This is a genomic window from Paraburkholderia sp. BR10872 (assembly GCF_040965835.1).
Classification (GTDB): Bacteria; Pseudomonadota; Gammaproteobacteria; order Burkholderiales; family Burkholderiaceae; genus Paraburkholderia; species Paraburkholderia nodosa_A.
Window position 1 is genome coordinate 56,968 of the sequence record NZ_JBFRCN010000012.1, and the last position, 26,630, is coordinate 83,597.

A 26,630-nucleotide genomic window follows, 5' to 3' on the forward strand; every position below is an offset into this window, starting at 1 on the left:
GGCGTCTCGGCGTACCATGATCGCAAGCGCCGCGCACCTCGGTGCAACCGCTTCATGGAGACGACAGCATGTCCCGTCCATCGCTCGACTTCTGGTTCGACCTCGCCAGCAACTACAGCTATCTCAGCGTAATGCGCATCGCCGCGCTCGCCGAACGAAATGGCGTGGATGTTTACTGGCGGCCCTTCCTCCTCGGCCCCATTCTCGACGCACTCGGCTGGGAAGGTCCGCCCTTCGTCGTGCAGAAGGAAAAAGGCGCCTATGTGTGGCAGGACATGCGCCGGCAGTGCCGCAAATACGCACTGCCGTGGCAACAACCCATCGAGTTTCCCCGCCGCACCGTGCTCGCGACGCGCATCGCCGTGCTCGCCGCCGACGAGCCGTGGCTGCCCGACTGGTGCCGCGCCGTCATGACGCGCAACTATGGCGACGACCGCGAAGTCGATTCGCCCGAAGCCGTCGCACAGATGCTCACCGCTCTGGGATTGCCGGCACAACGGCTCATCGAGGAAGCCGGCAGCGAGGCGAACCGGCTGCGCCTGCGCGAGCGCACCCAGGCGGCTCGCGATCTCGGCATCTTCGGCGCACCGACGTTTTTCGTCGGCGAAGAGATGTTCTGGGGTAACGACCGGCTGCAAGACGCCATCGAAGCGGCGCTCGGCGCGCCGCAGAACCGGGACACTGCGTAGTCCTGTTCTTTGCGCATCACTACCGTGGAGCTGTTCGTATTCCTGCCTGTTCACGCCGTCACGTATTCGCGCGGTTCGCACAGCCAAACCTTCGGACCGCGTTCTGACGATGTGTTTTGAGGCGCGATGCCTCATACGGCCTGCCTGTGAACAAAGCCTTTGGCGTCAGCCAGTTAGCTTCGATATCCCAGGGTTATGAACAGGGGCTTCAACAAAAACTGTGGAAAAGTCGGCACGAGAGTTACCCACAGATTTCGTTGACAGCCCTGTGGAAAAGCCCTGGAAAGCTCGACCAACTCCTTGGCCCACAAGGAAATTCCGCTCACCAAACAAAACACGGCGCGCCGTTGCCGACGCGCCGTGTTTATCCGGCAGAACTCATCAAATCAGCATCAAGGCTTGTTCGATTCGAACAGATCCATGATCTGCTTCTTCTCCGTCGTCGTCACGTTCGGCGTCATGCCGGCCGGCCCCATGCTGCCGGTCGCGCCGCTCGCGTCGCTCGCCGCACCGGCCGGGTTCGCCGAGTCCAGACCGATGCTCGCCACGAAGCCGTTACCCGGCGTCATGTCCGAGAAGAACAGTTCGTCGTTGATCGTCGTGAGGCCCTCGGGCATCGCCGGTTCTTCCTGCGGCACGCCGCGCAGCGCACGCTGCATGTACTCCACCCAGATCGGCAACGCGAGCTGCGCGCCGAATTCGCGGCTGCCGAGACTCTTCGGCTGGTCATAGCCCATCCACGCCACGGCGACCAGTGTGCGCTGATAACCCGCGAACCAGCCGTCCTTGGCGTCGTTGGTCGTACCGGTCTTGCCCTGCAGGTCGTTGCGATGGAGCACGTTGGTGCCGGCGCCCGTACCCGCCGTCGCCACCGAGTGCAGCAGGCTGTTCATCACGAATGCGTTGCGCGGCGAAAGCGTTTGCGGCGCATTCTGGCCCGCCACCAACGGCTGCGCGCGCAGGATCGGCTGGCCGCGCGCGTCGTCCACTTCGGCGATCAGATACGGGTTGATGCGATAGCCGCCGTTCGCGAACACGCTATACGCGCCCGCCGACTGCAGCGGCGTGACGAGGCCCGCGCCGAGCGCCATCGGCAGGTACGGCGGGGTCTTGTCCGCGTCGAAGCCGAAGCGCTGCGTCACGTAGTCCTGCGCGTACTTCGTGCCGATGTACGAGAGGATGCGGATCGACACGAGGTTCTTCGACTTCTGCAGCGCGAGGCGCATCGACATCGGCCCTTCGGGCTGGTCGTCGTCCTTCGGCTCCCACGCGTCGCCGCCCGGCGTGCTGGGGGGGAAGTACAGCGGCGCGTCGTTGATGATCGTCGCCGGCCCAAGGCCCTTTTCGAGCGAAGCCGAGTAGATGAACGGCTTGAAGCTCGAGCCCGGCTGACGCCACGCCTGCGTGATGTGATTGAACTTGTTCTTGTTGAAGTCGAAGCCGCCGATCAGCGCGCGGATCGCGCCGTCCTGCGGCGTGAGCGAGACGAGCGCGCCTTCGACCTGCGGCAGCTGCGTGATCTGCCAGTTGCCCTTCGCGTCCTCCATCAGGCGCACGATCGAGCCCGGGCGAATGCGCAGCGCCTGCGAGGCGCGCGGCGAGAGCGCGGCCGCGACGAAGCGCAGGCCCTCGCCCGTCACCGTCACCGAGGTGCCGTCGAGCTGTTGCGCCGTCACCGACTTCGGGCCCGCGTCGGTCACGACTGCCGAAACGAGGTCGCCGTTGTCCGGGTGATCGGTGAGCGCGTCTTCGATGGCCTGCTCGCGGTCGTCGCCGTCCGCGGGCAACTGCACGAAGCCCTCCGGTCCGCGATAGCCGTGGCGGCGCTCGTAGTCCATCACGCCCTTGCGCACAGCCGCGTACGCGGCATCCTGGTCGGCCGAATCGATCGTCGTCGTCACCGTGAGGCCGCGCGTGTACGTCTCGTCCTTGTACTGCGCGTACATCATCTGGCGCACCATTTCGGCGACGTATTCGGCGTGCACGTTGTACTCGGTGCCGGCCGTCTTCGTCTGCAGCGGCTCCTTGATCGCTTCGTCGTACTGCGCCTGCGTGATGTAGCCGAGGTCGAGCATGCGCTTGAGGATGTACTCCTGGCGAATCTTCGCGCGGTGCGGATTGACGATCGGGTTATACGCCGAAGGCGCCTTCGGCAGGCCCGCGAGCATCGCCGCCTGGGCCACCGTGATGTCCTTCAGGTCCTTGCCGAAGTACACGCGCGCCGCCGCCGAAAAACCGTAGGCGCGCTGACCCAGATAAATCTGGTTCATGTACAACTCGAGAATCTGGTCCTTCGTGAGCGCGCGCTCGATCTTGTAGGCGAGCAGCATCTCGTAGACCTTACGCGTGTAGGTCTTCTCGCTCGACAGGAAGAAGTTGCGCGCGACCTGCATCGTGATCGTGCTCGCGCCCTGCGAGGCGCCGCCGTGCATCAGGTCGGCCACGCCCGCGCGCAGGATGCCGACGAAGTCCACGCCGCCGTGCTCGTAGAACCGGTAGTCCTCGATGGCGAGCACGGCCTTCTTCTGAATATCAGGAATATCCTGAAAACGCACGAGCTGACGTCGCTCTTCGCCGAACTCGCCGATCAGCACGTGATCGGCGGTATAGATGCGCAGCGGCACCTTGGGCTGATAGTTGGTGAGCGCATCGAGCGACGGCAGTTGCGGCTCCATCACGACGAGCGCGTAGCCCACGAGCAGCGCACCGACCACGCAGAGCGTGCCGATCAGGCCGACGAACCAGAGCGCGAGCGTGGTGCCGATGGAGCGCCGCTTCGGGCTCCCGTCGCGCGGCCCGTTGCCGCCGGACCCGCCGCCCGATTCAGGCCGGCGAGGCGGCTGGCGCCCGTTGTTGAAGGAGGGTTCCCGATCTTCGTTCGGGTACTGCGGTGAAGGCGGTCGTTTGATGATAGGCATGACTGGAATGATGGGCGCGTCTCGCGCGCGCCGGCTGCGCGCAACTCGCGCGCATGGATCTCGACCACGGCGTCATGGCGCCAATGCGGCATACGACGTCGCCGGCTCAATCCCGGCGACGCGGCGCGACCGGCAACGCCCCCGTCCGGCCGCGCGGCGCGCACTATGGCACGCCACATGCGAATACCGCCCGTTCGGGCGCCATTCGCGAAATGTAACAGCGCATTCTAAAGAAATCGCGCACGCCGGGTCGCGCTTTTTTTGTAAGAGTTTCTTGGGAAACACTTCCTGCCCGATTTCTGGCCGTCCAGGCGATCGCTTGCGTCGATCATGGTTTTATGCGCGAAAAGTTTCGTAACCGCCCTCGTGTAGCGCGATAAATTAGGCATCGACTGGTTGTTGACGGCAGATTTTTGCAGGCAGGGTTGTTCCTGGTCGCGCACCTTCTCATTGCGCATCGGCGCACTCGTCTTATCATGAAAGATCTGCTACACGCCCCTGTTCGCGCCCAGGCAAGCACCCATCCATTCTTACAAAAAGCTGTTGCGCAGGCAGGCAAACCGACGTCATACGAAGCCGACCCAACGGCCCGTCGATCATGAACAAGCCCAGCGAACGCATCGTCGTCTTCGTTACGCCCGCGCAAAAGCGCGCGATCTCCGCCACCGCCGACGAGCTCGGCATCAGCCTCAGCGAACTCATGCGCCGCGCCGTGATCGCGTTCAGCGCGACGAGCGATCAGGTGAAGGCCGCGAGCATCGTCGACCGGCTGAACGCGCCGCGTCAGCCCGACGCGCTCGCGCAGGTGCTGCAAAAGGCAGCGAGACCGCTGCGTGTGGGTCGAGCCGGCGCGATCCGGCCAGCAGTGGGCGCGGCGGCGGCCATCGGCGCGAGCGACGCGAACGCGGACGCGCAAAAGGCTGGCGAAGCGGCCGCGGCCCTTCACGACGACGACGCCCACGAGACAACGCTTCAAGCGTCAAACATACCCCTGCCCGCCGCGCACACCGACGAGGCGGACGTGAGCCATGCCGCGCGCGAAATCGCCCAGGCTGTCGCCCGGCTGAGCGCCGAAGCGGCCGCTGCAGCGCAAAGCGCCGCGCTCGATACGGCCGCCGCACAATCGCTGGACGTCGAACCGCTGCAGCCGCTGAGCTCGGCGCCCTTCGCCCGCTCCCGGCGCGACGCGAGCGATCCACGCGACGAAGCCCGCAGCGACGACGCCGCGCCCGAAGGCGGCAAATACGCCTGACACGCGCAGCATCCACGCCGCCATACACACGAGTCACAATCGGCTTAACGCCCGCTTACATACGCGCCGCGAGCGCTGGGCAGGCCCGATTCCTTTAAGTCCCTTTTAAGACGGGCCGTGGTGTAATATCCGCGATCGATGGCGGCGCCCGGCCTGCAGCGGTGCTTCACGCCGCGCAGCCAGGCCCCGTCCTGATGAACATACGCGTGCAAGAAAACAGCTTCACGCTATTGCAATTGCCGCACTCGCCCCGATTTTCGCCGTGCATGCGCGCCAGGCGCAAAGCGGCGTAAGCTGGCAGATGGATCAGCCCTCTGCCGGCCGGCTGGCGCGTGAGGCCAAACCGCGAACACGCACCTCGGCCCACCACGGCCGATCTCATTTCACTGGAGGAATTCATGTCGCTTTTCGACTCCATCTCCCGCACCGTCAAGGGCCTGCTCAACGACGCCGCAGACTCGGTGCAGGATCCGTCGCGCGACGCGCGCCAGATCGTGCGTGAGCTCGACGACAGCATCGGCCGCGCGGAGAACTCGCTCGTCGAGATCCAGGCGCAGGTCGCGACGCAGCAAAGCAAGCGCGACGTGGCCGCCGACAAGGCGAAGAAGTACGAAGACGGCGCGAAGCGCGCGCTGCAATCGGGCGACGAAGCGCTCGCACGCGAAGCGCTCGGCGCGCAGCAAACCGCGGAAGCCGAACGCGACGCGCTCGCGGGCGAACTCGCGAAGCTCGAACCGTCGGTCGATCAACTGAAGCAGCAGATCGACGACATGCGCCAGCGCCGCAACGACCTGAACGCGCGCTCGAACATCCTGCAGGCGAAGCAGCAGATCGCCCAGGCGAAGGATGTCGCGGCTACGGCGCTGGGCGGCATCGGCGGCAAGAATCTCGACGGCGATTTCCAGAAGCTGGAAGAAAAGGTCGCGCTCTCGAACGCGCGCTCGGACGCCCGCCTGAATTCGTCCGACCAGTCGAGCGGCAAGGCGCTCGACGACAAGCTCGCGGCGCTCAACAAGGGTCCGTCGGTAGACGAGCGCCTCGAGGCGCTCAAGAAGCAGATGAACACGCCGGCACAGTAAGCGCCTGCGTGCTGGATACGGCGCGGCACGATCCGTGCGGCCGATGGCAATCGGCAGGCGCGCGAGAGCGCCGCATCCCCGTATCGAATGCCATGGAGACGGGCGTCAATCCGCCCGGCCTGCAACATGAAAAAGTTTCTTGCCGCTGCCAGTATCGCCGTCGCGTCGCTCGCCTTTACGGGCGGCGTTGCGTTCGCCTTGCCGAGCGTGCAGCAGATTGAATCCGCGATGTCGCAGGGTGACTGGCAGCGCGCCGATTCCGGCCTGACCGAAGTCCTGCAGGCGCATCCGGACAACGCTCGCGCGCACTACCTCTACGCCCAGGTCCTCGACCGCGAAGGTCGTTACAGCGACGCGCTCACCCAGGTCGAGCAGGCGAAGTCGCTCGATCCGCAAATCCGCTTCACCCAGCCGCAACGTTTCGCGCAGGTCGAAGCGAAGATTCGTTCCGACGCTTCACGCGCCGGCAGTGTCAACACGAACAGCACGGGCAACCCGTTCACGCAGCAGCAGTTGGCCGCGCCCGCGCCACAGAAGCGAGGTCCTGGTATGGGCATGTGGATTGGTATCGCCATCTTGCTGGTCGGCATTGTGCTCGTGCTGCGCTGGACGCTGCGTCGCGCGAAGTCCACCGAAGACGCGAAGGCCGGCGACGACCGCCGCGACCAGCTCAAGCGCGCCACCGAGTTGCTCAACGGCGTGCGCTCGCTCAAGCTCGACGTGAAGCTCTCGACCGCGCCCGGTCACGAAGCGCTCGAAAAGGAAGTCGAAGGACTCGAAGCGCAGTTGCGCAGCCTCGTCGAAACGCTTTCGAACAGCGCGAATCCGCGACCGCCGTATGAGATCGAGGATCTCGAACGCCAGTTCGCGAGCCTCAAGGCGCGCGCCGAGGGCCGCGCCGATCCGAATGCGCAGCCTGCCGCGCCCGACTACGGCAGCAACTCCCCCTACGCGCGCGAAGCCGACGCCGCCTTCGGACGTCAGCCGCAGTATCCGCCTGCGCCGCCGCAGCAACCGCCGCAGGTCATCGTGCAGCAAGGCGGCGGTGGCATGGGCGGCATGGGTGGCCTGCTCACGGGCGTGCTGCTCGGCGAAGCCCTGAATCATGGCCGTGACCGCGTGATCGAGCGCGATGTGTATGTCGACGACGAGGGCCGCAGGGTTCAGCGCGACGGCAACAACGGCGGCGGCCTCGACTTCGGCCAGGGCTCGAACGACTGGGACGACGGCTCGGGCGGCGGCGGTGTCGATATGGGCAGCAACGACAGCTCGGACGACTGGAACAACTCCTGAACGCCTGAGGCTTGCCCAGCGCACGCCGCTAAAGCAACGACGGGCTCCTTCATGGAGCCCGTTTTGCATCGGCGCAAAATACGCAGCACACACACATAACGGCGGACGCAAACATGGCCAATCAAGCGCTCGGCAACGGGGGCGCGCTGCGCATCGCCATCATCAGCAGCGGTTTTTCCGGCATCGGCATGGCGATCCGGCTGCGTCGCATGGGGGTGGATTCGTTCACGATCTATGAGGCCGCCGAAGGCCTCGGCGGCACCTGGCGCGACAACGCCTATCCGGGGGCCGCTTGCGATATTCCTTCGCACCTCTACTCATTTTCGTTCGAGCTGAATCCGGCGTGGACGCGCACCTTCGCGCCGCAGCATGAAATTCTCGACTACCTACGCCATTGCGCGCACAAGTACGATGTCGAGCGCTTCATCGAATACCGTTCGCGCGTGCGCGCGGCGCGCTTCCTGGAGGCGCACGGCGTCTGGCAGGTGGAGATCGAACGCGACGGCGCGAGCACGACGATCGAAGCCGATATGGTGATCGCCGCGAACGGTCCGCTCTCGCGCCCGGCGCTGCCGCATATCGCGGGCATCGAGCGCTTCGAAGGCACGCTCTTCCACTCGGCGCGCTGGGACCACGACTACGCGCTCGAAGGCAAGCGCATCGCCGTGATCGGCACCGGTGCGAGCGCGATCCAGTTCGTGCCGCATATCCAGCCGCGCGCGGCTCAGCTCACGGTGTTTCAGCGCACGCCGCCGTGGATCATGCCGCGGCGCGACCGCGCCATCAGCGAACGCTGGCGCTGGATTTATCGGCACATGCCGTTCGCGCAACGTGTGGCGCGCGCAAAGATTTACTGCCAGCACGAATCGCGCGCGCTCGGCTTCGCGGTCGAGCCGCGCCTGCTCAAGACGCCGACGAAGTTCGCGCTGAGCTACCTCGCGCACAAAGTGAAAAATCCCGAGCTGCGCGCGCGCCTCACGCCCGACTATCGGCTGGGCTGCAAGCGCGTGCTGCTGTCGAGCGACTACTACGCTGTCCTCGCGCAGCCCAACGTCGAGCTGGTGACCGACGCGATCCGCGAGGTCGTCGCCGATGGCATCGTCACCGCCGACGGTACGCATCGGCCCTACGACGCGATCGTGTGCGGCACGGGCTTCCAGGTCAACGATGTGGACGCGCCCTTCCAGGTGACGGGCGTGGGTGGCCAGGACCTCGGCGAGACGTGGCGGCGCGACGGCCCCGAGGCCTACCTCGGCGCGAGCGTCGCGGGCTTCCCGAATCTCTTTTTCGTGATCGGGCCGAACACGGCGCTCGGGCACAACTCGATGATCTACATGATCGAGTCGCATATCGCCTATATCGCGGCCTGCATCCGCGCGCTGCAGCGCTCGGGCGCCCGCACGATGGCGGTTCGCGCCGAGGCGCAGCAAAACTGGAACGCGCGCGTGCAGGCGCGCTTCGCGCGCACCGTGTGGCAGTCGGGCTGCCGCAGCTACTACCTCACGCAGGCGGGCAAGAACACCGCGCTGTGGCCTGGCTTCACGTTCATGTTCCGCCGCAAAACGCGCCGCGTGCGCACCGCCGACTACGCGTTCGAGCGCTAGATGCGCTGCGGCTGCCCCGCGTACACGCGCGTCTCGTAGGCGAAATTGACGGTGCCGTCCTTTTGCGTGGCCTCGAACAGCTCGCGCAGCGCCGCGAGCATCGGCTCGTGGCGTTCGTCGCCCGCGCGCGGCGCGTATGACGACGACATCAGCCGTCCGCGCAGGCCATCGAAGTCGAGCAGTTGCGCGTTCGGGAACACGGTCTGATGCTCGAAGCCATCGCCGAACCAGTGGGCCATCGCGGCCGAGTCCGGATAGGTCTCGGCCACGCGCGCGTAGTCGGGGCAAAAACGCTGCAGGAGCGCCTCGTAGCCTGCCAAAAACGCCGAGCCCTCGAGCAGGCGGCTGTTCCAGAACAGCACGATCTTGCCGCGCGGCTTGAGGATGCGCGCGAATTCGCGCTGCGTGTCGGTCTTGTGGAACCAGTGAAACGCCTGTGCGGCGCTCACGAGATCCACGCTCGCGTCTTCGAGCGTCGTCGCCTCCGCCGTGCCCGCCACGCTGCGATAGCCTTGATAGCCGCCTAGCAGTTCGTCCGCCGCGGCGCGCATGGCCGCGTTCGGCTCGACTGCCGTGACAGGATGACCCGCGTCGAGAAAGAGCTTCGTGGAGAGGCCCGTACCCGCGCCGATGTCGGCCACGGGCGCGCCCGGCGCGATGCCGCACTCCACATGCACGAAAGTCGCCACTTCGCGCGGATAGGTCGGCCGGAATTTTACGTAATCTGCGACCCGGTCGGTGAAACGCCGGGTGGAATCGTCGATCATCGTCTGCCCTTTTGTCGTTCAACCGCCGCCGCCGAGGAGCTTCACCAGCTCCCAGAGGAAGCGCAACACCATCACGATCAGCTCCCAGAGCTGGATCAGCTGCTGCCAGAGCGCGAGCGGCGCGCTCCCGCCGAAAATCGCTTCTATCATCTTGCTCCCGTCGCGACGCCCCTTTGCCCCTCTTTTCCGGCTTTCGGAGCGCCCGAGTTCCCGATCATAGCGCCAGGCGCCACCCCTTCGCTCAAGTCGCCGTATTACGCGCCGTAAACCAGTTCAGAAAGCCCGGCGATCGAACCTGCCGACGACCGGGCCCGCAGCTTTGGGCAGTTGTCCGCAGCTTTCATGGCGCACCGGGAAAGGAGACACCCGATGGCACGTTTGCGTTTGTTGGGCCTGCGCGGTCGCCGCGCGGGGAAATCCGCCGGCGTCGTCGGCGACATTGCCGCACATGCCGGCAGGCTCGGTATCGAGATCTGCGACGTGGCGGGCCATGTCGACGAAGTCGCCGCGCGCGTGCAGCGTCAGACCGACGTCTGCCACGCCCTGCGCGAGTCGGCGGCCCACACCCTCGCCGGCAACCATCAGATCGCCACGGCGGCCCGCGCCATGCGCGAGCTGAGCACCGGCACCGCCGCCACCGTGCAGCAGTCGCAGCAGACCATCGAGGAGTCGCTTGCCGACATTCACGGTCTCGTGGAGAGCGTCACCGTCATCGAGACGCAGATCCGGGCGCTCAAAAGCGCGCTCGCGCATGTCTCGAAGGTCTCCGAGGAAATCTCCCTGATCGCGCGGCAAACCCAGCTTCTCGCGCTCAACGCGGCCATCGAAGCGGCGCGCGCGGGCGAGTCCGGCAAGAGCTTCGCCGTGGTCGCGGCCGAGGTGAAAAACCTCTCCGCCAAGACGGCGCAGGCCACCGGCCAGATCGAGCAGACGCTCGGACAACTCACGCAGCAGACCGAGCAACTCATCGCCGAGGGCACCGCCAACACCGAACGCGCGCATCGCGTGCGCGAGGGCACGCACACGATCGGCGAGGCCGTGCACAGCACCGGCCAGGCGATCATGCAACTCGACGAGCACGCCGGCCAGATCGCCCAGCTTACGGGCGAGATCGAAACGAAATGCGACGGGCTCGAAAGCCAGGTGGGCGAAATGGTCGCGGGCGTCGAAGATTCGGGGCGCAACTTCGTGCAGGCGAAGGATCAGCTCGGCAAGCTGCTCGAGGTCTCGGAAACGCTCATCGAGCTGTCCGCCGCAACCGGCGTGGAAACCGACGACACCCGCTTCATCGAGACAGTGCAGCGCGCCGCCGCCCAGGTGAGCAAGCTGTTCGAAGGCGCCCTCGCGCGCGGCGAGATCGGCGAAGCGGATCTGTTCGACAGCGTCTACGCGCCGGTGCCGAACACGAACCCGCAGCAGCATATGACACGCTTTACGGCCTTCACGGACCGCGTGCTGCCCCCGGTCCTCGAACCGCTGCTCACGTTCGACGAACGCGTCGCCTTCTGTGTCGCGATCGATCCGCGCGGCTACATACCGACCCACAATCGCAAGTTCTCGCATCCGCAGGGCGCCGACCCGGTGTGGAACGCCGCGAACTGCCGGAATCATCGAATCTTCAATGACCGCGCGGGCCGCGCGGCCGGCTCGCATACCAAGCCCTTCCTGCTGCAAACCTATCGTCGCGACATGGGCGGCGGCACGTTCGTGATGATGAAGGACGCCTCCGCGCCGATCTTCGTGAACGGGCGGCACTGGGGCGGGTTTCGTATGGGATATCGGCTGTAAGGACTGCGCCGAATAAAGCAAACGGCGCGCGGACATGACTGCCCGCGCGCCGTCTATTGCAGGCGCTTCGAAGCGCGGCGGCGCTCAGACCGCCATCGCCATCCGCTTGCGCTCCGCGCGCTGCATGAAGTAGTTGCCGGCAATCACGCCCACCGTCACGACCGCGATGAAGAGCGTCGCGAGCGCGTTCATCTCCGGGTTCAGGCCAAGGCGTACGCGCGAGAACACCACGAGCGGCAAGGTGGTCGAGCCCGGGCCCGAGAGGAACGCCGAGAGCACCAGATCGTCGATCGACAGCGTGAACGACAGCAGCCAGCCTGCCGCAAGCGCCTGCGAGATGAGCGGCAGCGTGATCTGGAAGAACACCTTGAACGGCGTAGCGCCGAGGTCAAGTGCAGCCTCTTCGAGCGAGGGGTTCAACTCGCGCACGCGCGACTGCACGATGATGGCGACGTACGAAATGCACAGCATGACGTGGCCGATCCAGATCGTGAACACACCGCGCCCCGCGGGCCAGCCGATCAGCTTGCCCATTTCCACGAACAGCAGCAGCAGCGAAATGCCCTGGATCACTTCGGGAATCACGAGCGGCGCGTTGATCATGCCCGAGAAGAGCGTGAAGCCGCGAAAGCGCCCCATGCGCGCGAGCACGAAGCCCGCCCACGTGCCGATGAACACCGAGGCGAACGCTGTCATCAGCGCAATGCGCAGCGAGAGCCACGCGGCGGTGATCAACTCGTCGTCGGTGATGAGCGCCTGATACCAGCGCGTGGAAAAGCGCGTCCACACCGTCACGAGTTGCGACTCGTTGAACGAGTAGACGACGAGGCTCAGGATCGGAATGTAGAGGAACGCGAAGCCGAGGCCGAGCGCGATGAACTGCAGAACGCGATTCGGTTTCATTTGCCGCGGCCCTCCAGTTCCTTCGCCTGATAGTGCTGGAACAGCGCCATCGGCACGAGCAGCAGGAGCACCATCGCGCAGGTCACCGCGGAGGCCATCGGCCAGTCGGCATTGTCGAAGAACTCGTTCCACATGACGCGGCCGATCATCAGCGTGTTCGCGCCGCCGAGCAGCTCAGGAATCACGTACTCGCCCACCGCCGGAATGAACACGAGCAGGCAGCCGGCGATGATGCCGTTCTTCGAGAGCGGCAGCGTGATCTCCACGAACGCGCGCCACGGCTTCGCGCCGAGGTCGTAGGCGGCTTCGAGCAGCGTGAGGTCCATCTTCACGAGGTGCGCATAGAGCGGCATCACGAGAAACGGCAGATACGAATACACCATGCCGATGTAGACGGCCGTGTTCGTGTGATACAGCTCGATGGGCGAATGGATGATGCCGATCGACATCAGGAAATTGTTCAGCAGTCCGTTGTTCTTCAGGATGCCGATCCATGCGTACACGCGGATCAGGAACGACGTCCAGAACGGCAGCATCACGGCCATCATGAGGATGTTGCGCGAGGCCGGATTCGAGCGCGCAATGTAATACGCCATCGGATAACCGATGATGAGGCATAGCAGCGTCGAAATCGCGGCCACCACGACCGAATTCACGTAGGTCGCGAAGTACAGGCTGTCCTGGAACAGGAACGCGTAGTGCGAAAGGTCGAGCGAGATATGCCAGATGCCATCCGCGAACGACGTCAGCTCCGTGTACGGCGGAATGCCGAGTTGCTGGTCGGCGAAGCTGATCTTCACCACCAGGATGAACGGCACGAGGAAGAACAGCAGCAGCCAGATGAACGGGCCCGCCACGACGGCCGTACGCCCGGTCAGGTTGAAGCGTTTCGCCGGCCAGTTCAGGATGCTGCGCAAAGTCGTCGCGCTCATGACGTCAGCACCACACCGGCCGAAGCGCTCCAGCGCACGTAGACTTCGTCTTCCCAGGTGGGCGAATCGATCTCGGAGAGCGCGAGGCTCGACATGTTCGCGATCACCGTTTTGCCCGAGTCGAGCTTGACGTGATAGAGCGAGTAGCCGCCCATGTAGGCGATGTTCTTCACTACGCCCTTGCCCCAGTTGAACACGCCCTCGGGCGGCTTGCGCGTGAGCGAGATACGCTCCGGGCGCACCGAGATCGTCACAGGCATGCCGAGCGGCCCGGTGATGCCGTGGTTCACGTAGAGGCGCACCGGCAGCTCGGGGCACTCGACGAATACATGGTCGGGCTCGTCCTCGACCACGTTGCCATCGAAAAGATTGGTCGAGCCGATGAACTCCGCCGAGAAGCGGCTGTTCGGGAATTCGTAGACCTGGTTGGGCGTGCCGAGCTGGACGATCTCGCCTTCGCTCATCACCGCGAGGCGCCCCGCCATCGTCATCGCTTCTTCCTGGTCGTGCGTGACCATGATGCAGGTGACGCCGACCTTGTCCAGAATGTTGACGAGTTCGATTTGCGTGCGCTGGCGAATCTGCTTGTCGAGCGCCGACATCGGCTCGTCGAGCAGGAGCAGCTTGGGGCGCTTCACGAGCGAACGCGCGAGCGCCACGCGCTGCTGCTGGCCGCCCGAGAGCTGATGCGGCTTGCGCCTGGCAAAGCGCGTCATCTGCACGAGTTCGAGCGCGTTGGCCACCCGGTCCTTGAGCTCGCCCTTCTTCACGCCTTCCTGGCGCAGCCCGAAGCCCACGTTCGACTCCACCGTCATGTGCGGAAAGAGCGCGTACGACTGGAACATCATGTTGACCGGACGGCGGTACGGCGGCATCGACGCGAGATCCTCGCCGTCGATCATGATCTTGCCCGAGGTCACGGTCTCGAGACCCGCGAGCATGCGCAGCAAGGTGGACTTGCCGCAGCCCGAGCTGCCGAGCAGCGCGAACAGCTCGCCCTTCTTCACCGACAGATTGACGCCCTTCACGGCGGTCGTCTCGCCGAACTTCTTGACGACATCGACGATCTGCACGAAGTTGTCCGCGGCGGAATCTGCCGCGGTGAAGCCCGAAGGCAGCGAGCCGGCGGATGCCGGCGCGCTCGACTGGTCACTCATGATTCTCTCTGCCCTGCCTGTTTCTGCGTGAATGCTGGACGGGGTTGACGAACAAAGCCCCCGGCATCGTGCCGAGGGCTCGGGGTAAAACGGGATCGAATTTCAACCGCGGCTGCGAGCGCGTCAGCGGCCCGACTTGAACTCGGTCCACAGACGCGTTTGCAGGCGCTGGATCTCAGGCGGCAGCGGCTTGAGCAGGAACAGCGTCTTCAGGACTTCGGGCGGTGGGTACACGGCCGGGTCGTTGGCAATGTCCTTGTCCACGTACTTGCGTGCTTCCGCGTTCGCGCTCGGGTAGTAGACCGCATTCGTGATCGCTGCGTGGACCTGCGGCGTCTCGATGTAGTTGATCCACTCGTGCGCGGCTTCCTTGTGCTGAGCATCCTTCGGGATGGTCATCACGTCAAACCAGATCGGCGCGCCGCCCTTCGGGATGTAGTACTCGATCTTGTAGGGCTTCTTCGCGTCGATGGCGCGGTGCTTGGCAATCACGACGTCGCCCGACCAGCCGTACGCGAAGCAGATGTCGCCGCCCACGAGGTCGTTGATATAGCCCGACGAGTTGAACTGCGTGATGTACGGACGGATCTTTTTCATCATCGCGAGCGCGGCGCGATAATCGTCCGGGTTCGTCGAGAGCGGGTCCTTGCCGATGTAGTGCAGCGCGGCCGCGAACATCTGGTCCGGCGCGTCGAGCACGGACACGCCGCAGGCCTTCAGCTTCGAGATGTTCTCGGGCTTGAAGAGGATGTCCCAGTTGTCGAGCGGTACATTCTTGCCGAGGATCTGCTGCGCCTTCGTGACGTTATAGGCGAGACCCGTCGTGCCGTACGCCCAGGGCACCGCATACTTGTTGCCCGGATCCGCGCCGGCGACGAGCGCCATCAGCTGCGGATCGAGGTACTTGAGGTTGGGGATCTTCGACTTGTCGAGCGGCGCGAAAATGCCGGCGGCGATCTGCTTGCCTGCGTAATTGCTGGTCGGCACGACGATGTCATAGCCCGAGTTGCCAGCGAGCAGCTTGGCCTGGAGCGTGTCATCGCTGTCGTAGTTGTCGTACTTGACCTGAACGCCAGTCTGCTTGGTGAAGTTCGGAATCGTGTCCTTGGCGATGTAATCGGACCAGTTGTACACGTTCAGCTGCGTGTCCTTCGCCACCGACGTCATCCACGGCGCCGCGCACAGTGCGAGCGCGGCCAGTTGCGCCACAACCCCTTTCTTCATCCCGTTCTCCGATCCTGACCGGCTCCGGCCGGCCGCCTGCCTCGCTTCGTGCCGTGCTCCGTTTCACCTGTGCACGGCTCCCCTGACTTTCCCAGAACCTACCATCAAACCCGCCCGGCAAGAAATAAAACGCGGGCGTGTCGCACAAACGGAACATGAGCCCTGGAAGGCCGGCAAGCCGTGCGCGGACGGTAAATCGCGCGCAATTTTAGCCGTTTCACGGGCCGTGTCCACAAAAAACCGCTTCGGTGGCGCATGCGCGCGACGCCCGGCTGCCAGCGGGACGCGGCGGCGCCCTTCACCTTGCTATCGCCTTGCAGCGGCCTGGCCGATTCATCACGCATCCATCGCCGCCGCTCGCCTGGAGGTGCGGGCGGCCGTCCCGCGCCGTATCGGTTAACATAGCGGCGTTCCGTACCGAAGCCGGCGCGCGCGATGCCCGGCCACGCCCCAAGGTTCTTCAATGGCATCCAATCTCCACGACCTCCCCGACAGCCCGTGCATCGGCGTATGCTCGACCCTCTTCGACGACGTCTGCAAAGGTTGCGGGCGCACCGCCGTGGAAGTTTCCAACTGGGTATTTCTGAGCGACGAGGAAAAGCGCGCCGTGTGGGAGCGCATCGAGCGCGACGGCACCGCCATGCGCTTCCAGAAAGACCGCGCCTGAACGCGGATAAAAAAACGCCGGGCAAGCCGGCGTTCGAAAAAGCGGTGATGAGGCGACCGATCAGAACTTCATGCCGACGCCCAGACCCACCACGAGCGGATCGATATGCAGCGTGCCGAGAGAGGTGCCGCCCAGCGACGCGTCGGTGTGCATCCAGATCTTCTTGATATCCGCGTTCACGAAGATGCGCTTCGTCACCTGGAAGTCGATACCGAACTGCAGCGCCGGGCCCCAGCTGTGGTTGTCGATCGAAACCGATTGGCCGCCTGCGTGCAGACCGTTGTTGTAGAACAGCGTGTAGTTGATACCCGCGCCCACGTACGGCCGCACCCTGCCCGCGTTGTTGAAGTGATACTGCAGGAGCAGCGTTGGCGGCAGCACGCCCACGCCGCCGAGTGCACCGATATTCGACGTCACCTGGTTGCGCGACGTGCCGAGAATCAGCTCGACGCCGATGTTGTTGGTCGCCATGTAGGTGAAGTCGACCTCGGGCACGATGGCGTTGTTCACGTCCGCGCCAAGCGCGCCGAGCGTACCGCTGCCGCGCGCGTCCGGCGCGATTTCGATCGCGCGCAGGCGCACCAGCCAGTCGCCTGCGTAGATGCCCGAGTCGGGCGAACCGGCCGCGCTGGCCGGCACTGCCAGAAAGACCGCGCCCATGGTGAGCGCGGCAGTTGCTGCTGCCTTTCTAATTGCTTTATACATCGTTGATCCCCGTGTCTGTAGGTCTAGCCTTGAAGGCCCACAAATTGTCAGAGACGGGGTCTGGCGCCGTTTTGATACGTGTCAAGCCAGTGCGAAGGCTGCGCGCCGTGCGACCGCAGGTCGCGCAGCGCCGGTCAGCAGCAACTCCAACAGGTCGCGGACGCTGCGGATCGCATTGCCGAACGGCAACGCTTCACGCCCGCGGAAGAACAAGCCGTTCGCGACGTCGCCACGCAACGCCGCGGCAAGGCGCGTGTCGATGCAGAAGTGGCCGAACTTCTCGATGCCGTCGCGCAGCCCGCAGGCCGAAAGACATTCGAGACCGGTTGGGCAAGCAAGCTTGAGCGAGCCGATCTTGGCGCGAATGCGCGACTCGTTGCGCAAGTAACGTTCGAGCCACGGCGTTTTCACCGCGCGCGCGGGCAGGCCCGTCACACTCACGAACTCGACGATGTCTTCAGGCTTCGCTTCGGCGAGCACGCGCTTGAAGTCGGGGTGCGCGTCGCCCTCCTCGGTCACGGCGAACGGCGTGCCGACCTGCACGCCGTTCGCGCCCGCCTCGAGCCATTTGCGCACGGCCTCGTGGCTGTTGACGCCGCCCGCCACGACGAGCGGCACGTCACGCCGCGAAATGCCGAGCGTGGCATAGACGCCTTCGAGTTCCTCGAATATCTTCGTGAAGGCGAAGCGCTCGTTGCCCATGTCGGCGATGTCGGTCACGCCGAGGTGGCCGCCCGCGTAGGCCGGATGCTCGATCACGATGGCGTCGGGCAGGCGACCCTTCTTCATCCACTTCTTGAGCACGAGCGCGACGCCGCGTGCGTCCGACAGGATCGGCACAAGCGCGATATCCACGCCCGCCGTGAGGTCGGGCAGATCCAGCGGCAGGCCCGCGCCCATGACGATGGCGTCGGCGCCGTGCTCGCACGCGGCGCGCACGTAGTCGGCATGGGCGTTCACCGCCTTCATGACGTTCACGGCGATCATGCCGTTGCCGCCCGCAAGCTTGCGTGCCGCCGCGATTTCGCGGACGAGCGCGACGAGGTTCGCGCGTGCGAGCGTTTCGTGCCGCGGGTCCGCGCGGCACATGTCCATGAGGTCGCTGTGATGATGGCGCAGGTCGATGCTCGCAATCGTGCCGAGCGCGCCTTCACGCGCCACACTGCCGGCCAGCCGGTGTGCCGAAATGCCGACACCCATGCCGCCCTGCACGATGGGCAGGAGTTGACGACCGCGAATCTGGAGGGGAGCGAAGGAGTGGCCAGGAAACATGTTGTGCTCTGTCGATGACAAAGCGCTTATGGTCGCGCGTACCCCACATATGACATTGACGTACATCAAACAAAAACGCGGACTTCAGCAAAGAAGTCCGCGTTCATGACTTGCATCAACACGTCGTATTAAAAGATTTGCGATAGCGCGCGACGAGATGCCTCATCAGCCCTTCGGCACCTTGAACTGCATCGACTTGTATTCGAGGTATTCCTCGAGGCCATACGCGCCGTTTTCGCGGCCGTGTCCCGACTGTTTGAAGCCGCCGAAGGGTGCGGCCATGTTCCAGGCGCCGCCGTTGATGTCGATCTGGCCCGTACGGATACGGCGTGCCACGCGCATCGCGCGCTCGTCGCTGCCGGCCCAGACCGCGCCGCCGAGGCCATAGAGCGAGTCGTTGGCGATCGCGACGGCGTCGTCTTCGTCCTTCGCCGTGAGAATCGTCAGCACCGGGCCGAAGATCTCTTCCTGCGCGATGGCCGCATCGCGCGGCACGCGGCCGAACACGGTCGGTTTCACGAAGAAGCCCTGCGTCACGCCTTCCGGCATGCCGGGGCCGCCCGTCACGAGTTCGGCGCCGTCGGCCATGCCGCGCTCGATGTAGTGCAGCACGCGTTCCTGCTGCACTTTCGAGGCGAGCGGGCCGAGCTTCGCTTTGTCGTCGCGCGGGTCGCCCACCTTGAACGCCTCGGCGGCCTGCTTCGCGAGGTCTCGCGCTTCTTCGTAGCGCGACTCCGGCACGATCATGCGCGTGTGGGCCGAACAGGTCTGCCCCGAGTTGAGGAAGCACGCGCCCACCGTGCCTTTCACGGCAGCCGCGAAGTCGGCGTCATCGAGCACGACGGAGGCCGATTTTCCGCCCAGCTCCAGCGCGACGCGCTTGACCGTGGCCGACGCGACTTCCGACACACGTTTGCCCGCACGCGTCGAACCGGTGAACGACACCATGTCGACGTCCGGATGGCGCGCGAGCAGCTCGCCCACCACGGGACCGTAGCCCGTCACGAGATTGAACACACCCGCGGGCAGGCCGGCGTCGTGGATGGCCTCGGCGAGCACGAATGCGTTCAGCGGCGCGATCTCGGAGGGCTTGAGCACGACGGTGCAGCCGGCGGCGAGCGCGGCGGCGACCTTGAGCGTGATCTGGTTGAGCGGATAGTTCCACGGCGTGATAGCCGCGACGACGCCCACCGGTTCGCGCACGACGAGCGAGTTGCCCACGCGCTCCTCGTACTGGAACTCGCTTGCGAGCTGCGCGTAAGCGCCCCAGTTGTGGACCGGGCCGCCCACCTGAATGGCGCGCGCGAGCTTGAGCGGCATGCCGACTTCGCCTGCGATCAGCTGCGCGAGTTCGTCGGTGCGGGCCTTGAGATTGTCGGCAATTTTTTGCAGATACGCCCCGCGCTCGGCGGCGGGCGTCGCGGCCCAACCGTCGAAGGCGGCGCGCGCGGCGGCGACGGCCGCTTCGGCATCGGCTTCGGCGCCCTCGGGGATGCGGCCCATCACCGCCTCGGTGCCCGAATCGATCACGTCGATCGTGCCCTTGCCGTGCGGGGCGACCCATTGGCCGTTGATGTAGAACTGCGCGTAGTCGTTCATCTACTTGTCTCCTGTCTGTCGATGGCGGCTTGCGCTTTAGCGCTTACTGCCATCCCATGCAAAGCTCTGTGTTCGTTCGCGATTTCATCGCGGCGCTCGCCGCGGCGACAGTGCATTCTAGCGTGGTTGACGCATACGTAAAGCGGGCGCGCCGTAGGCTAAGGCACGCAGGCCAAAAACAAAACGGGCGACGCTCACGCGCCGCCCGTTTTCATTTCACGCCTCGATCAGCGATCGAAATTCATTGCAGCCCCTGGCTCACCAGGAAGTCTTCGTAGTTGCCGCTGTAGTCCTTGACCGTGCCATCGGTTTTCACCTCGATGATGCGGTTGGCCAGGCCGTTCACGAACTCGCGGTCGTGCGACACGAAAATAAGCGTGCCTTCGAACTTTTCGAGCGCGATCTGCAACGACTCGATCGATTCCATGTCCATGTGGTTGGTCGGCTCGTCCATGAGCAGCACGTTGTGGCGGCCGAGCATCAGCTTGCCCCAGATCATGCGGCCCTTCTCGCCACCCGACAGCACCTTCACCGACTTCCTGATGTCGTCCGCATTGAAGAGCAGACGGCCCAGCGTGCCGCGCACCGACTGCTCGTCGTCGCCTTCCTGGCGGTACTGGTCGATCCAGTCCATCAGCGTCACGTCGGCCGGAAACTCTTCATACGTGTCCTGCGGCATGTAGCCGACGTTCGCGTTCTCCGCCCACTTTACCGAGCCGTTGTCGACGGCCAGATTGCCGAGCAGCGAACGCAGCAGCGTGGTCTTGCCCGCGCCGTTCTCGCCGATGATCGCGATGCGCTCGCCCGGCTGCACGCTGATGCTGAGCTTGTTGAAGATGCGGCGCTCGTACGTCTTCGTGATCTCTTCCGCGACCACGACGATGTTGTGCAGTTTCTTCTCGAATTCGAAGCGGATGAACGGGTTCTGGCGCGACGAGGGCTTGAAGTCCTCGATCTTGATCTTGTCGATCATCTTCAGGCGGCTGGTGGCCTGGCGTGCCTTCGACTTGTTCGCCGAGAAGCGGCGCACGAAGTCCTGCAGGTCGGCCACGCGCTCCTTCGCCTTCTGGTTCGCGGCCTGCTGACGCTCGCGCGCCTGCGTCGACGCCAGCATATAGTCGTCGTAATTGCCCGGCCAGACCTTCAGCGTGCCGTAGTCCATGTCCGCCATGTGCGTGCAGACCTGGTTCAGGAAGTGTCGATCGTGGGAGATGATGATCATGGTCGAGTTGTACTCGTTCAGAACATCTTCCAGCCAGCGGATCGAATTGATGTCGAGGTTGTTGGTCGGTTCGTCGAGCAGCAGCACGTCCGGCTTCGAGAACAGCGCCTGCGCGAGCAGCACGCGCAGCTTCCAGCCCGGCGCCACGCCGCTCATCGGGCCGTTGTGGAATTCCGTGCCGATGCCGATGCCGAGCAGCAGTTCGCCCGCGCGCGCTTCGGCAGTGTAGCCGTCGTACTCGGCGAACTTCGCTTCGAGTTCGGCGGCATGCATGTAGTCGTCGTCGGTGGCTTCGGGGTTCGCGTAGATCGCGTCGCGCTCGCTCATCGCGGCCCACATTTCGGTGTGGCCCATCATGACGACGTCGAGCACGCGCACGTCTTCGTACGCGAACTGGTCCTGACGCAGCTTGCCCAGACGCACGTTCGGCTCGAGGATGACGTTGCCCGAACTCTGCTCGAGATCCCCACCGAGGATCTTCATGAACGTGGATTTGCCGCAACCGTTCGCGCCGATCAGGCCATAGCGGTTGCCTTCGCCGAATTTGACCGAGATGTTCTCGAACAAGGGCTTCGGCCCGAATTGCATGGTGATGTTGGCGGTAGAGAGCACAGCGCGTCCCGGAAAGTAGATCGACGAAAAACCTGTAATTTTAGCAGGTTATGCCACTTCGCGCGCGAGTTCCAGCCGCGCGGACAGCCTTGCTCCGCGCAGCATGACACGGCAGGAAGTGAACAATGTGAAGGCCGCCATGCACGCCGGTTACAACGGGGCCGCATCGCTCGCGAGGCCTGCGGGTGCCTGATCAGGTCACGCTTCGCCGCTGCGCGGTGTCTGCAGCACGTCGATGAAGCCCGAAAAATCGGCCTGCTCGAGGCCCATGGCTGCCGCGAGACGCAGCAATTGCTGGACCGTGCCCGAGACGGGCATAGGCGTGCCGGTCTGAGCGGCCGCGGCGGCGATCGTGTCCACGTCTTTCTGGAACGTTTTGAGCGCGCCGATGGATTCGAACCCGTCTTGCGTCATACGCGGCACGAACGTGCGCAGCAACGTCGAATCGGCCCAGCCGCCCGCGAGCGCCTCGGGCAGCTTCGCCGCCTCGATGCCGCTGCGCCGCGCGAGGCTCACCGCTTCGGCAATTGCGGCGACCGTAGCCGTGACGATGGCCTGGTTGCACAGCTTGGTGGTCTGACCCGCGCCCACGCCACCCATATGGGTCACGCGCGCCGCGTAGGCGCCAAGGATCGGCGTAACGGCTTCGACGTCGGCCGCTGCGCCGCCCGCCATGATCGCCAGCGTGCCGTTTTGCGCGCCCGCCACGCCGCCCGACACCGGTGCGTCGATCCAACCCACGCCGAAAGCCGCCGCGCGCTCCGCGAGCCTGCGCGTCGCGTCGGGAGGAATGCTCGAATGATCGACGATGCGACGCACGCGCACGCCGGGCATACCGGCCAAAAGCCCGTGTTCGCCGAACACCACCTGCTCGACCGCCGCTGCGTCGGCGACGCACAGCAACACCACGTCAGCCTCGCGCGCGAGCTCGCCAGGCGTCGCGGCCACCTGCGCGCCGTCGGCGATCAGCGCCTGCGCCTTCGCCGGCGAGCGGTTCCACACGCGCACTGCATGCCCGGCGCGCAGCAAGTGACGGATCATCGGCGCGCCCATCAGCCCCGGTCCGCAAAAACCCAACACCTGCCCGTCCATTTTCTCCGTCTCCTGTCGATCGCCGTTGCGCATTCACGCCTGCAAAACGGGCACGTCGAATGCTCGTTTTCGCGCGTGGCGTCATGATAACTGGCGCCGGGCTTCTCTCATCTTTGCCCTTGCGCCCCGGTCCGTTACCTATACTCGATTGACGCGCCGACGCCGCGCGACCCACGAGGAGACTCTGCCATGAACGACCACGTCTACAAGCAGATCGAACTTACCGGCTCGTCGAAGGTGTCCAGCGACGACGCCATTCGTTGCGCCATCGCGCGGGCATCGAAGACGCTGCGCTACCTGCACTGGTTCGAGGTCGTGGAAACGCGCGGCCTGATCGAAAACGATCAGGTCTCGCACTGGCAGGTCACGATCAAGGTCGGCATACGCATCGACGACTGACGCGGCGCTGCGTTGCGCTGCTGGAACGTCAAACGGCTGCGCGCGCCTCTCAGCGCTACGCGCAGCCGCTTCGCGTACGCACGTCGAAATCGTCCGAGGAATGCAACTCGCACCCGCGCCGTGCAGGACGGGCGAGCGCGCCCGGCATATGCCTATTTCGGCAGCGAGCCGTCCACGCCTTCGACGTACCAGTTCAGGCGTTGCAGTTCCGGGTCGGTCAGCGTCTTGCCGGCCGGAACCTTGACTGCGCCCGTCTGATCCTTGATCGGACCCGTGAAGACGTCCCACTTGCCGCTCGCGATCTGTTCGCGCTTCGCGGCGACCGCCTTTTGCGCGTCTGCCGGGAGCTCGGACGTGTTGACGTCGCCGAGATCGACGGCCTTTTGCGGAATGCCCCACCACACGGGGTCGTTCTTCCACTTGCCATCGAGCACCTGCTGGATCGCCGCGACGTAGTACACGCCCCAGTTCGCCTCGACCGAGCCCAGGTGCGCGTGCGGGCCGAACTTCTTCATGTTTGAATCCCAGCCGAACGCGTGGACCTTCTTCTCTTCGGCGGTGGCGAGCGTCGCGCTCGAATCGGTGTTTTGCAGCAGCACGTCGGCGCCCTGGCCGATCAACGTTTCGGCGGCCTGCTTCTCCTTGCCCGGATCGAACCAGCTGTTGATCCAGATGACCTTGGTATGCACCTTCGGATTCACCGAGCGCGCGCCGAGCGTGTACGCGTTGATGTTGCGCACGACTTCGGGAATCGGCACCGAGGCGACGAAACCGAGCGTGTTGGTCTTCGTCGCGTAACCCGCGGCGACGCCCGCGAGATACGCGCCCTGATACATGCGCACGTCATAGGTGCCGAAGTTCGGCGCCTTCTTGTAGCCCGTCGCGTGCAGGAACACGGTGTCCGGGAAATCCTTCGCCACCTTGAGCTGGAAGTCCTGGTAACCGAAGCTCGTGCCGAAGATGATCTTGTTGCCCTTGTTCGCGAGATCGCGGAACACGCGCTCCGAGTCCGCCGACTCCGGCACGTTTTCCACGCGCGTGATCTTGATCTTGTTGCCGAACTTCTGCTCGGCGACCTTCGAGCCCTGATCGTGCGCGAAGGTCCAGCCGGCATCGCCCGGATTGCCGAGATAGACGAACGCGACGCCCGGCGCGTCGGCGGCGTGGGCCACGGGCGCGAGGGCCGCCGTGCCGCACGTGGCGGCGACGGCGAAAGCGGTCAGGATGGTTTTTTTCATCGTGGATCTCCTGTCGTGAATGGGGAACTGCGAGCGTTCAAGGCGTTTTGGTTAGTATTCCCGATAGATTGCCCGTCTTAAGCAACCGCACCTATGCGGCCCCAAAGAACGACTTGCCGAGCGAAGCCGGCGCGTTCAGGCGGATCGTGTTCGGGTTGCGCGAAATGAGCACGAGCACGACGATCGTCGCGACGTACGGCAGCATGGCGAGGAACTGCGTGGGCACCGGCACGCCCACGGCCTGCGCATAGAACTGCGCGCCCGTGACCGCGCCGAAGAGCAGCGCGCCGATCAGGAGGCGGCCCGGGCGCCACGTCGCGAACACGACGAGCGCGAGCGCGATCCAGCCGCGTCCTGCGGTGATCTGCTCCTGCCACAGATGCAGTTGCACCACGGAGTAGTAGCTGCCCGCGAGGCCCGCCATCGCGCCGCCGAAGGCGGTCGCGCCATAGCGCACGCCGATCACGGGAAAGCCCACCGAATGCGCGACCTGCGGCGACTCCCCGACCGAGCGCAGCACGAGCCCGGCGCGCGTGCGATAGAGGAACCACCCGACTACGGCGAACATGATGAACGCGAGGTAGTCGACAGGCGTGAGGCTGAAGAACGCCTGTCCGACCACGGGCAGTTGCGAGAGCCCCGGAATCGGCCAGGCCGCGATGGTCGCCGAGGTCGCGGCCGAGGTGTACGGCTTGCCGACATACGCCGAGAGCCCGACGCCGAAGATCGTGAGCGAGAGGCCCGTGGCGACCTGGTTGGCGAGCATGGTGAGCACGAGAAAGCCGAACAGCAACGACATCGCAATGCCGGCGGCCATACCCGCAACGAGGCCGAGCCATGGGCTGCCGGTAATGGTCGCGACCGCGTAGCCTGTGACGGCGCCCATCAGCATCATGCCTTCCACGCCGAGGTTGAGCACGCCCGACTTCTCGGTGACGAGTTCGCCCACGCCCGCGAACATGAGCGGGATGGCGGCGGTGACGGCGCTCGAGGCGAGCGAGCTGGCTTGCTGGATATCCATGTCGTGTGGCCCGTTTGATTGTTCTCTGGCTTGCGCTGGTCAGTTCGCAACCGCGACCGGATGACGGCGGCGCACGCGATAGTTCACGAAGAGGTCCGCGCCGAGCAGGCAGAACAGCAGCAGCCCCTGGAACACGCCGGACAGCGCCTGCGGCAATTGCAGCGATGTCTGCACGGCTTCGCCGCCCAGGTAGAGCAGCGCCATCAAGAGGCTCGCGAGCACGATGCCGACCGGATGCAGACGCCCCACGAACACGACGATGATCGCCGTGAAGCCGTAGCCCGGCGACCAGGTCGCCTGCAGCTGACCGATGGGACCGGCAATCTCGCCCATGCCCGCGAGGCCGGCGAGGCCGCCGGAAAGCAGCAGCGAGGTCCAGATCGTCTTCTTCTCGGAGAAGCCCGCATAGCGCGCGGCGAGCGGCGCGAGGCCGCCCACGCTCATGCGATAGCCCGCAAAGCTGCGGCGCATGAAGAGCCACACGAGCGGAATGGCCGCGAGCGTCAGGAAGATCGATGCGTTCAGGCGCGTGCCGCGCAGCCAGTGGATGCGCCAGTCGCCGCCGAAGGTCGGATAGAGCGCGTCGCCGCTAAACATTTCGGAGAGCGGAAAGTTCATGCCCTGCGGGTCGCGCCACGGACCGCTCACGAGCCAGATCAGTAGCTGCGTGGCGACGTAGGTGAGCATCAGGCTCGTGAGGATCTCGTTGGTGTTGAAGCGGCTCTTGAGCCACGCGGGAATTGCCGCCCACGCCATGCCGCCCAGCACGCCCGCGAACATCATCAGGAACAGGATCCACCAGCCCGTCGATTGGTCGAAATAGATCGCCACGCCGCTCGCCGCGATGCCGCCCAGCACCATCTGCCCTTCCGCGCCGATGTTCCACACGTTGGCGCGATACCCCGCCGCGAGACCGAGCGCGATCAGGCATAGCGGCGAGGCCTTGAGCAGGAGCTCGGACCAGCCGTTGATGCTCGACAGCGGTTCGATGAAGAACGCGTGCATCGCCTGCAAGGGATCGCGGCCCACGAGGCCGAAGATCAGGAAGCCGATGGCGAGCGTGAGCAGCGCCGCGATGAGCGGCACGGCGATGCGCACCGTGCGCGACGGCGTCGTGCGGGCTTCGAGTCGGTACGGGAAGATCATGGTCGTGAAGTCGGTGGTCGGTCTCGGGTGGTCGATGTGCTTTAGCGCGTT

General features: G+C 65.0%; 24 protein-coding genes. 8 read left to right on the forward strand and 16 right to left on the reverse strand.

Annotated elements, in window-relative coordinates:
* The first annotated feature begins 68 nt into the window (after positions 1-68).
* Positions 69-689, forward strand: a complete 621-nt coding sequence (locus AB4Y43_RS12325) for a 2-hydroxychromene-2-carboxylate isomerase (RefSeq protein WP_342945799.1) — start codon at positions 69-71, stop codon at positions 687-689.
* Positions 690-1,081: 392 nt separating this feature from the next.
* On the opposite strand, the gene AB4Y43_RS12330 is transcribed toward AB4Y43_RS12325, so the two are convergent.
* Both AB4Y43_RS12330 and AB4Y43_RS12335 read right to left on the reverse strand, forming a co-directional pair.
* Entirely contained in the window at positions 1,082-3,607 is a 2,526-nt protein-coding gene (locus AB4Y43_RS12330; RefSeq protein WP_342945800.1) for a penicillin-binding protein 1A, read from the reverse strand.
* Between the two features lie 227 nt (positions 3,608-3,834).
* Complete coding sequence (locus AB4Y43_RS12335) at positions 3,835-4,065, reverse strand: hypothetical protein (protein ID WP_342945801.1); 231 nt, start codon at positions 4,063-4,065, stop codon at positions 3,835-3,837.
* Between the two features lie 140 nt (positions 4,066-4,205).
* Here AB4Y43_RS12335 and AB4Y43_RS12340 point away from each other — a divergent pair, with 140 nt between their 5' ends.
* The 4 genes from AB4Y43_RS12340 to AB4Y43_RS12355 all read left to right on the forward strand — a co-directional run bounded on the left by AB4Y43_RS12340 (position 4,206) and on the right by AB4Y43_RS12355 (position 8,835).
* Complete coding sequence (locus AB4Y43_RS12340) at positions 4,206-4,859, forward strand: hypothetical protein (RefSeq protein WP_368683021.1); 654 nt, start codon at positions 4,206-4,208, stop codon at positions 4,857-4,859.
* 398 nt (positions 4,860-5,257) lie between these two features.
* Complete coding sequence (locus AB4Y43_RS12345) at positions 5,258-5,938, forward strand: PspA/IM30 family protein (RefSeq protein ID WP_069265671.1); 681 nt, start codon at positions 5,258-5,260, stop codon at positions 5,936-5,938.
* Positions 5,939-6,064: 126 nt separating this feature from the next.
* Positions 6,065-7,231 (forward strand): tetratricopeptide repeat protein, encoded by a 1,167-nt coding sequence (locus AB4Y43_RS12350; protein ID WP_342945803.1) that lies wholly within the window; start codon positions 6,065-6,067, stop codon positions 7,229-7,231.
* Positions 7,232-7,344: 113 nt separating this feature from the next.
* Positions 7,345-8,835: a flavin-containing monooxygenase gene (locus AB4Y43_RS12355; RefSeq protein ID WP_368727911.1), complete on the forward strand. Its 1,491-nt coding sequence runs from the start codon at positions 7,345-7,347 to the stop codon at positions 8,833-8,835.
* Here the strand turns inward: AB4Y43_RS12355 and AB4Y43_RS12360 are convergent.
* Positions 8,832-9,602 (reverse strand): class I SAM-dependent methyltransferase, encoded by a 771-nt coding sequence (locus AB4Y43_RS12360; RefSeq protein ID WP_368617620.1) that lies wholly within the window; start codon positions 9,600-9,602, stop codon positions 8,832-8,834. The two genes, AB4Y43_RS12355 and AB4Y43_RS12360, sit on opposite strands and share 4 nt — an antisense overlap.
* An 18-nt stretch (positions 9,603-9,620) precedes the next feature.
* A complete protein-coding gene (locus AB4Y43_RS12365; RefSeq protein WP_256094777.1) occupies positions 9,621-9,752 on the reverse strand; it encodes a hypothetical protein in 132 nt (43 codons plus the stop codon).
* 219 nt (positions 9,753-9,971) lie between these two features.
* Between AB4Y43_RS12365 and AB4Y43_RS12370 the strand changes: the two genes are divergently transcribed.
* The gene (locus tag AB4Y43_RS12370; protein ID WP_069265667.1) at positions 9,972-11,390 is read left to right on the forward strand and encodes a methyl-accepting chemotaxis protein; all 1,419 of its coding nucleotides are present in this window, start codon (positions 9,972-9,974) and stop codon (positions 11,388-11,390) included.
* Between the two features lie 84 nt (positions 11,391-11,474).
* Here AB4Y43_RS12370 and AB4Y43_RS12375 read toward each other — a convergent pair whose 3' ends face one another.
* The 4 genes from AB4Y43_RS12375 to AB4Y43_RS12390 all read right to left on the reverse strand — a co-directional run bounded on the left by AB4Y43_RS12375 (position 11,475) and on the right by AB4Y43_RS12390 (position 15,606).
* Entirely contained in the window at positions 11,475-12,293 is an 819-nt protein-coding gene (locus AB4Y43_RS12375) for an ABC transporter permease subunit (protein WP_069265666.1), read from the reverse strand.
* Positions 12,290-13,225, reverse strand: a complete 936-nt coding sequence (locus AB4Y43_RS12380; RefSeq protein ID WP_342945805.1) for an ABC transporter permease subunit — start codon at positions 13,223-13,225, stop codon at positions 12,290-12,292. Before AB4Y43_RS12380 ends, AB4Y43_RS12375 begins: the two co-directional genes overlap by 4 nt.
* A complete protein-coding gene (locus AB4Y43_RS12385; protein ID WP_368617770.1) occupies positions 13,222-14,385 on the reverse strand; it encodes an ABC transporter ATP-binding protein in 1,164 nt (387 codons plus the stop codon). The genes AB4Y43_RS12380 and AB4Y43_RS12385 overlap by 4 nt, the downstream gene beginning before the upstream one ends.
* A 120-nt stretch (positions 14,386-14,505) precedes the next feature.
* Positions 14,506-15,606 (reverse strand): polyamine ABC transporter substrate-binding protein, encoded by a 1,101-nt coding sequence (locus tag AB4Y43_RS12390; protein ID WP_133186742.1) that lies wholly within the window; start codon positions 15,604-15,606, stop codon positions 14,506-14,508.
* Between the two features lie 463 nt (positions 15,607-16,069).
* Between AB4Y43_RS12390 and AB4Y43_RS12395 the strand changes: the two genes are divergently transcribed.
* Positions 16,070-16,273: a DUF1289 domain-containing protein gene (locus AB4Y43_RS12395; protein ID WP_069265662.1), complete on the forward strand. Its 204-nt coding sequence runs from the start codon at positions 16,070-16,072 to the stop codon at positions 16,271-16,273.
* 60 nt (positions 16,274-16,333) lie between these two features.
* On the opposite strand, the gene AB4Y43_RS12400 is transcribed toward AB4Y43_RS12395, so the two are convergent.
* The 5 genes from AB4Y43_RS12400 to AB4Y43_RS12420 form a co-directional block, all read right to left on the reverse strand.
* Entirely contained in the window at positions 16,334-16,933 is a 600-nt protein-coding gene (locus AB4Y43_RS12400; RefSeq protein WP_069265661.1) for an OmpW family protein, read from the reverse strand.
* Positions 16,934-17,059: 126 nt separating this feature from the next.
* Positions 17,060-18,250 carry an NAD(P)H-dependent flavin oxidoreductase gene (locus AB4Y43_RS12405; RefSeq protein ID WP_368727912.1) on the reverse strand — a complete coding sequence of 397 codons (1,191 nt, stop codon included), beginning with the start codon at positions 18,248-18,250 and terminating at the stop codon, positions 17,060-17,062.
* Positions 18,251-18,415: 165 nt separating this feature from the next.
* Positions 18,416-19,849, reverse strand: coding sequence for an aldehyde dehydrogenase family protein (locus tag AB4Y43_RS12410; protein ID WP_368727913.1), 1,434 nt, complete (start codon positions 19,847-19,849; stop codon positions 18,416-18,418).
* A 241-nt stretch (positions 19,850-20,090) separates the two neighbouring features.
* The gene (locus AB4Y43_RS12415) at positions 20,091-21,683 is read right to left on the reverse strand and encodes an ABC-F family ATPase (protein WP_069265658.1); all 1,593 of its coding nucleotides are present in this window, start codon (positions 21,681-21,683) and stop codon (positions 20,091-20,093) included.
* Between the two features lie 198 nt (positions 21,684-21,881).
* Positions 21,882-22,775 (reverse strand): NAD(P)-dependent oxidoreductase, encoded by an 894-nt coding sequence (locus tag AB4Y43_RS12420; RefSeq protein ID WP_368727914.1) that lies wholly within the window; start codon positions 22,773-22,775, stop codon positions 21,882-21,884.
* A 189-nt stretch (positions 22,776-22,964) separates the two neighbouring features.
* On the opposite strand from AB4Y43_RS12420, the gene AB4Y43_RS12425 reads away from it, so the two are divergent.
* The gene (locus AB4Y43_RS12425; RefSeq protein WP_069265657.1) at positions 22,965-23,174 is read left to right on the forward strand and encodes a dodecin; all 210 of its coding nucleotides are present in this window, start codon (positions 22,965-22,967) and stop codon (positions 23,172-23,174) included.
* Between the two features lie 152 nt (positions 23,175-23,326).
* On the opposite strand, the gene AB4Y43_RS12430 is transcribed toward AB4Y43_RS12425, so the two are convergent.
* The 3 genes from AB4Y43_RS12430 to AB4Y43_RS12440 form a co-directional block, all read right to left on the reverse strand.
* Positions 23,327-24,412, reverse strand: coding sequence for a BMP family ABC transporter substrate-binding protein (locus tag AB4Y43_RS12430; protein ID WP_069265656.1), 1,086 nt, complete (start codon positions 24,410-24,412; stop codon positions 23,327-23,329).
* Between the two features lie 91 nt (positions 24,413-24,503).
* Entirely contained in the window at positions 24,504-25,433 is a 930-nt protein-coding gene (locus AB4Y43_RS12435) for an ABC transporter permease (RefSeq protein WP_368727915.1), read from the reverse strand.
* Positions 25,434-25,472: 39 nt separating this feature from the next.
* Positions 25,473-26,579 (reverse strand): ABC transporter permease, encoded by a 1,107-nt coding sequence (locus AB4Y43_RS12440; protein ID WP_342945812.1) that lies wholly within the window; start codon positions 26,577-26,579, stop codon positions 25,473-25,475.
* Between the last annotated feature and the right edge of the window lie 51 nt (positions 26,580-26,630).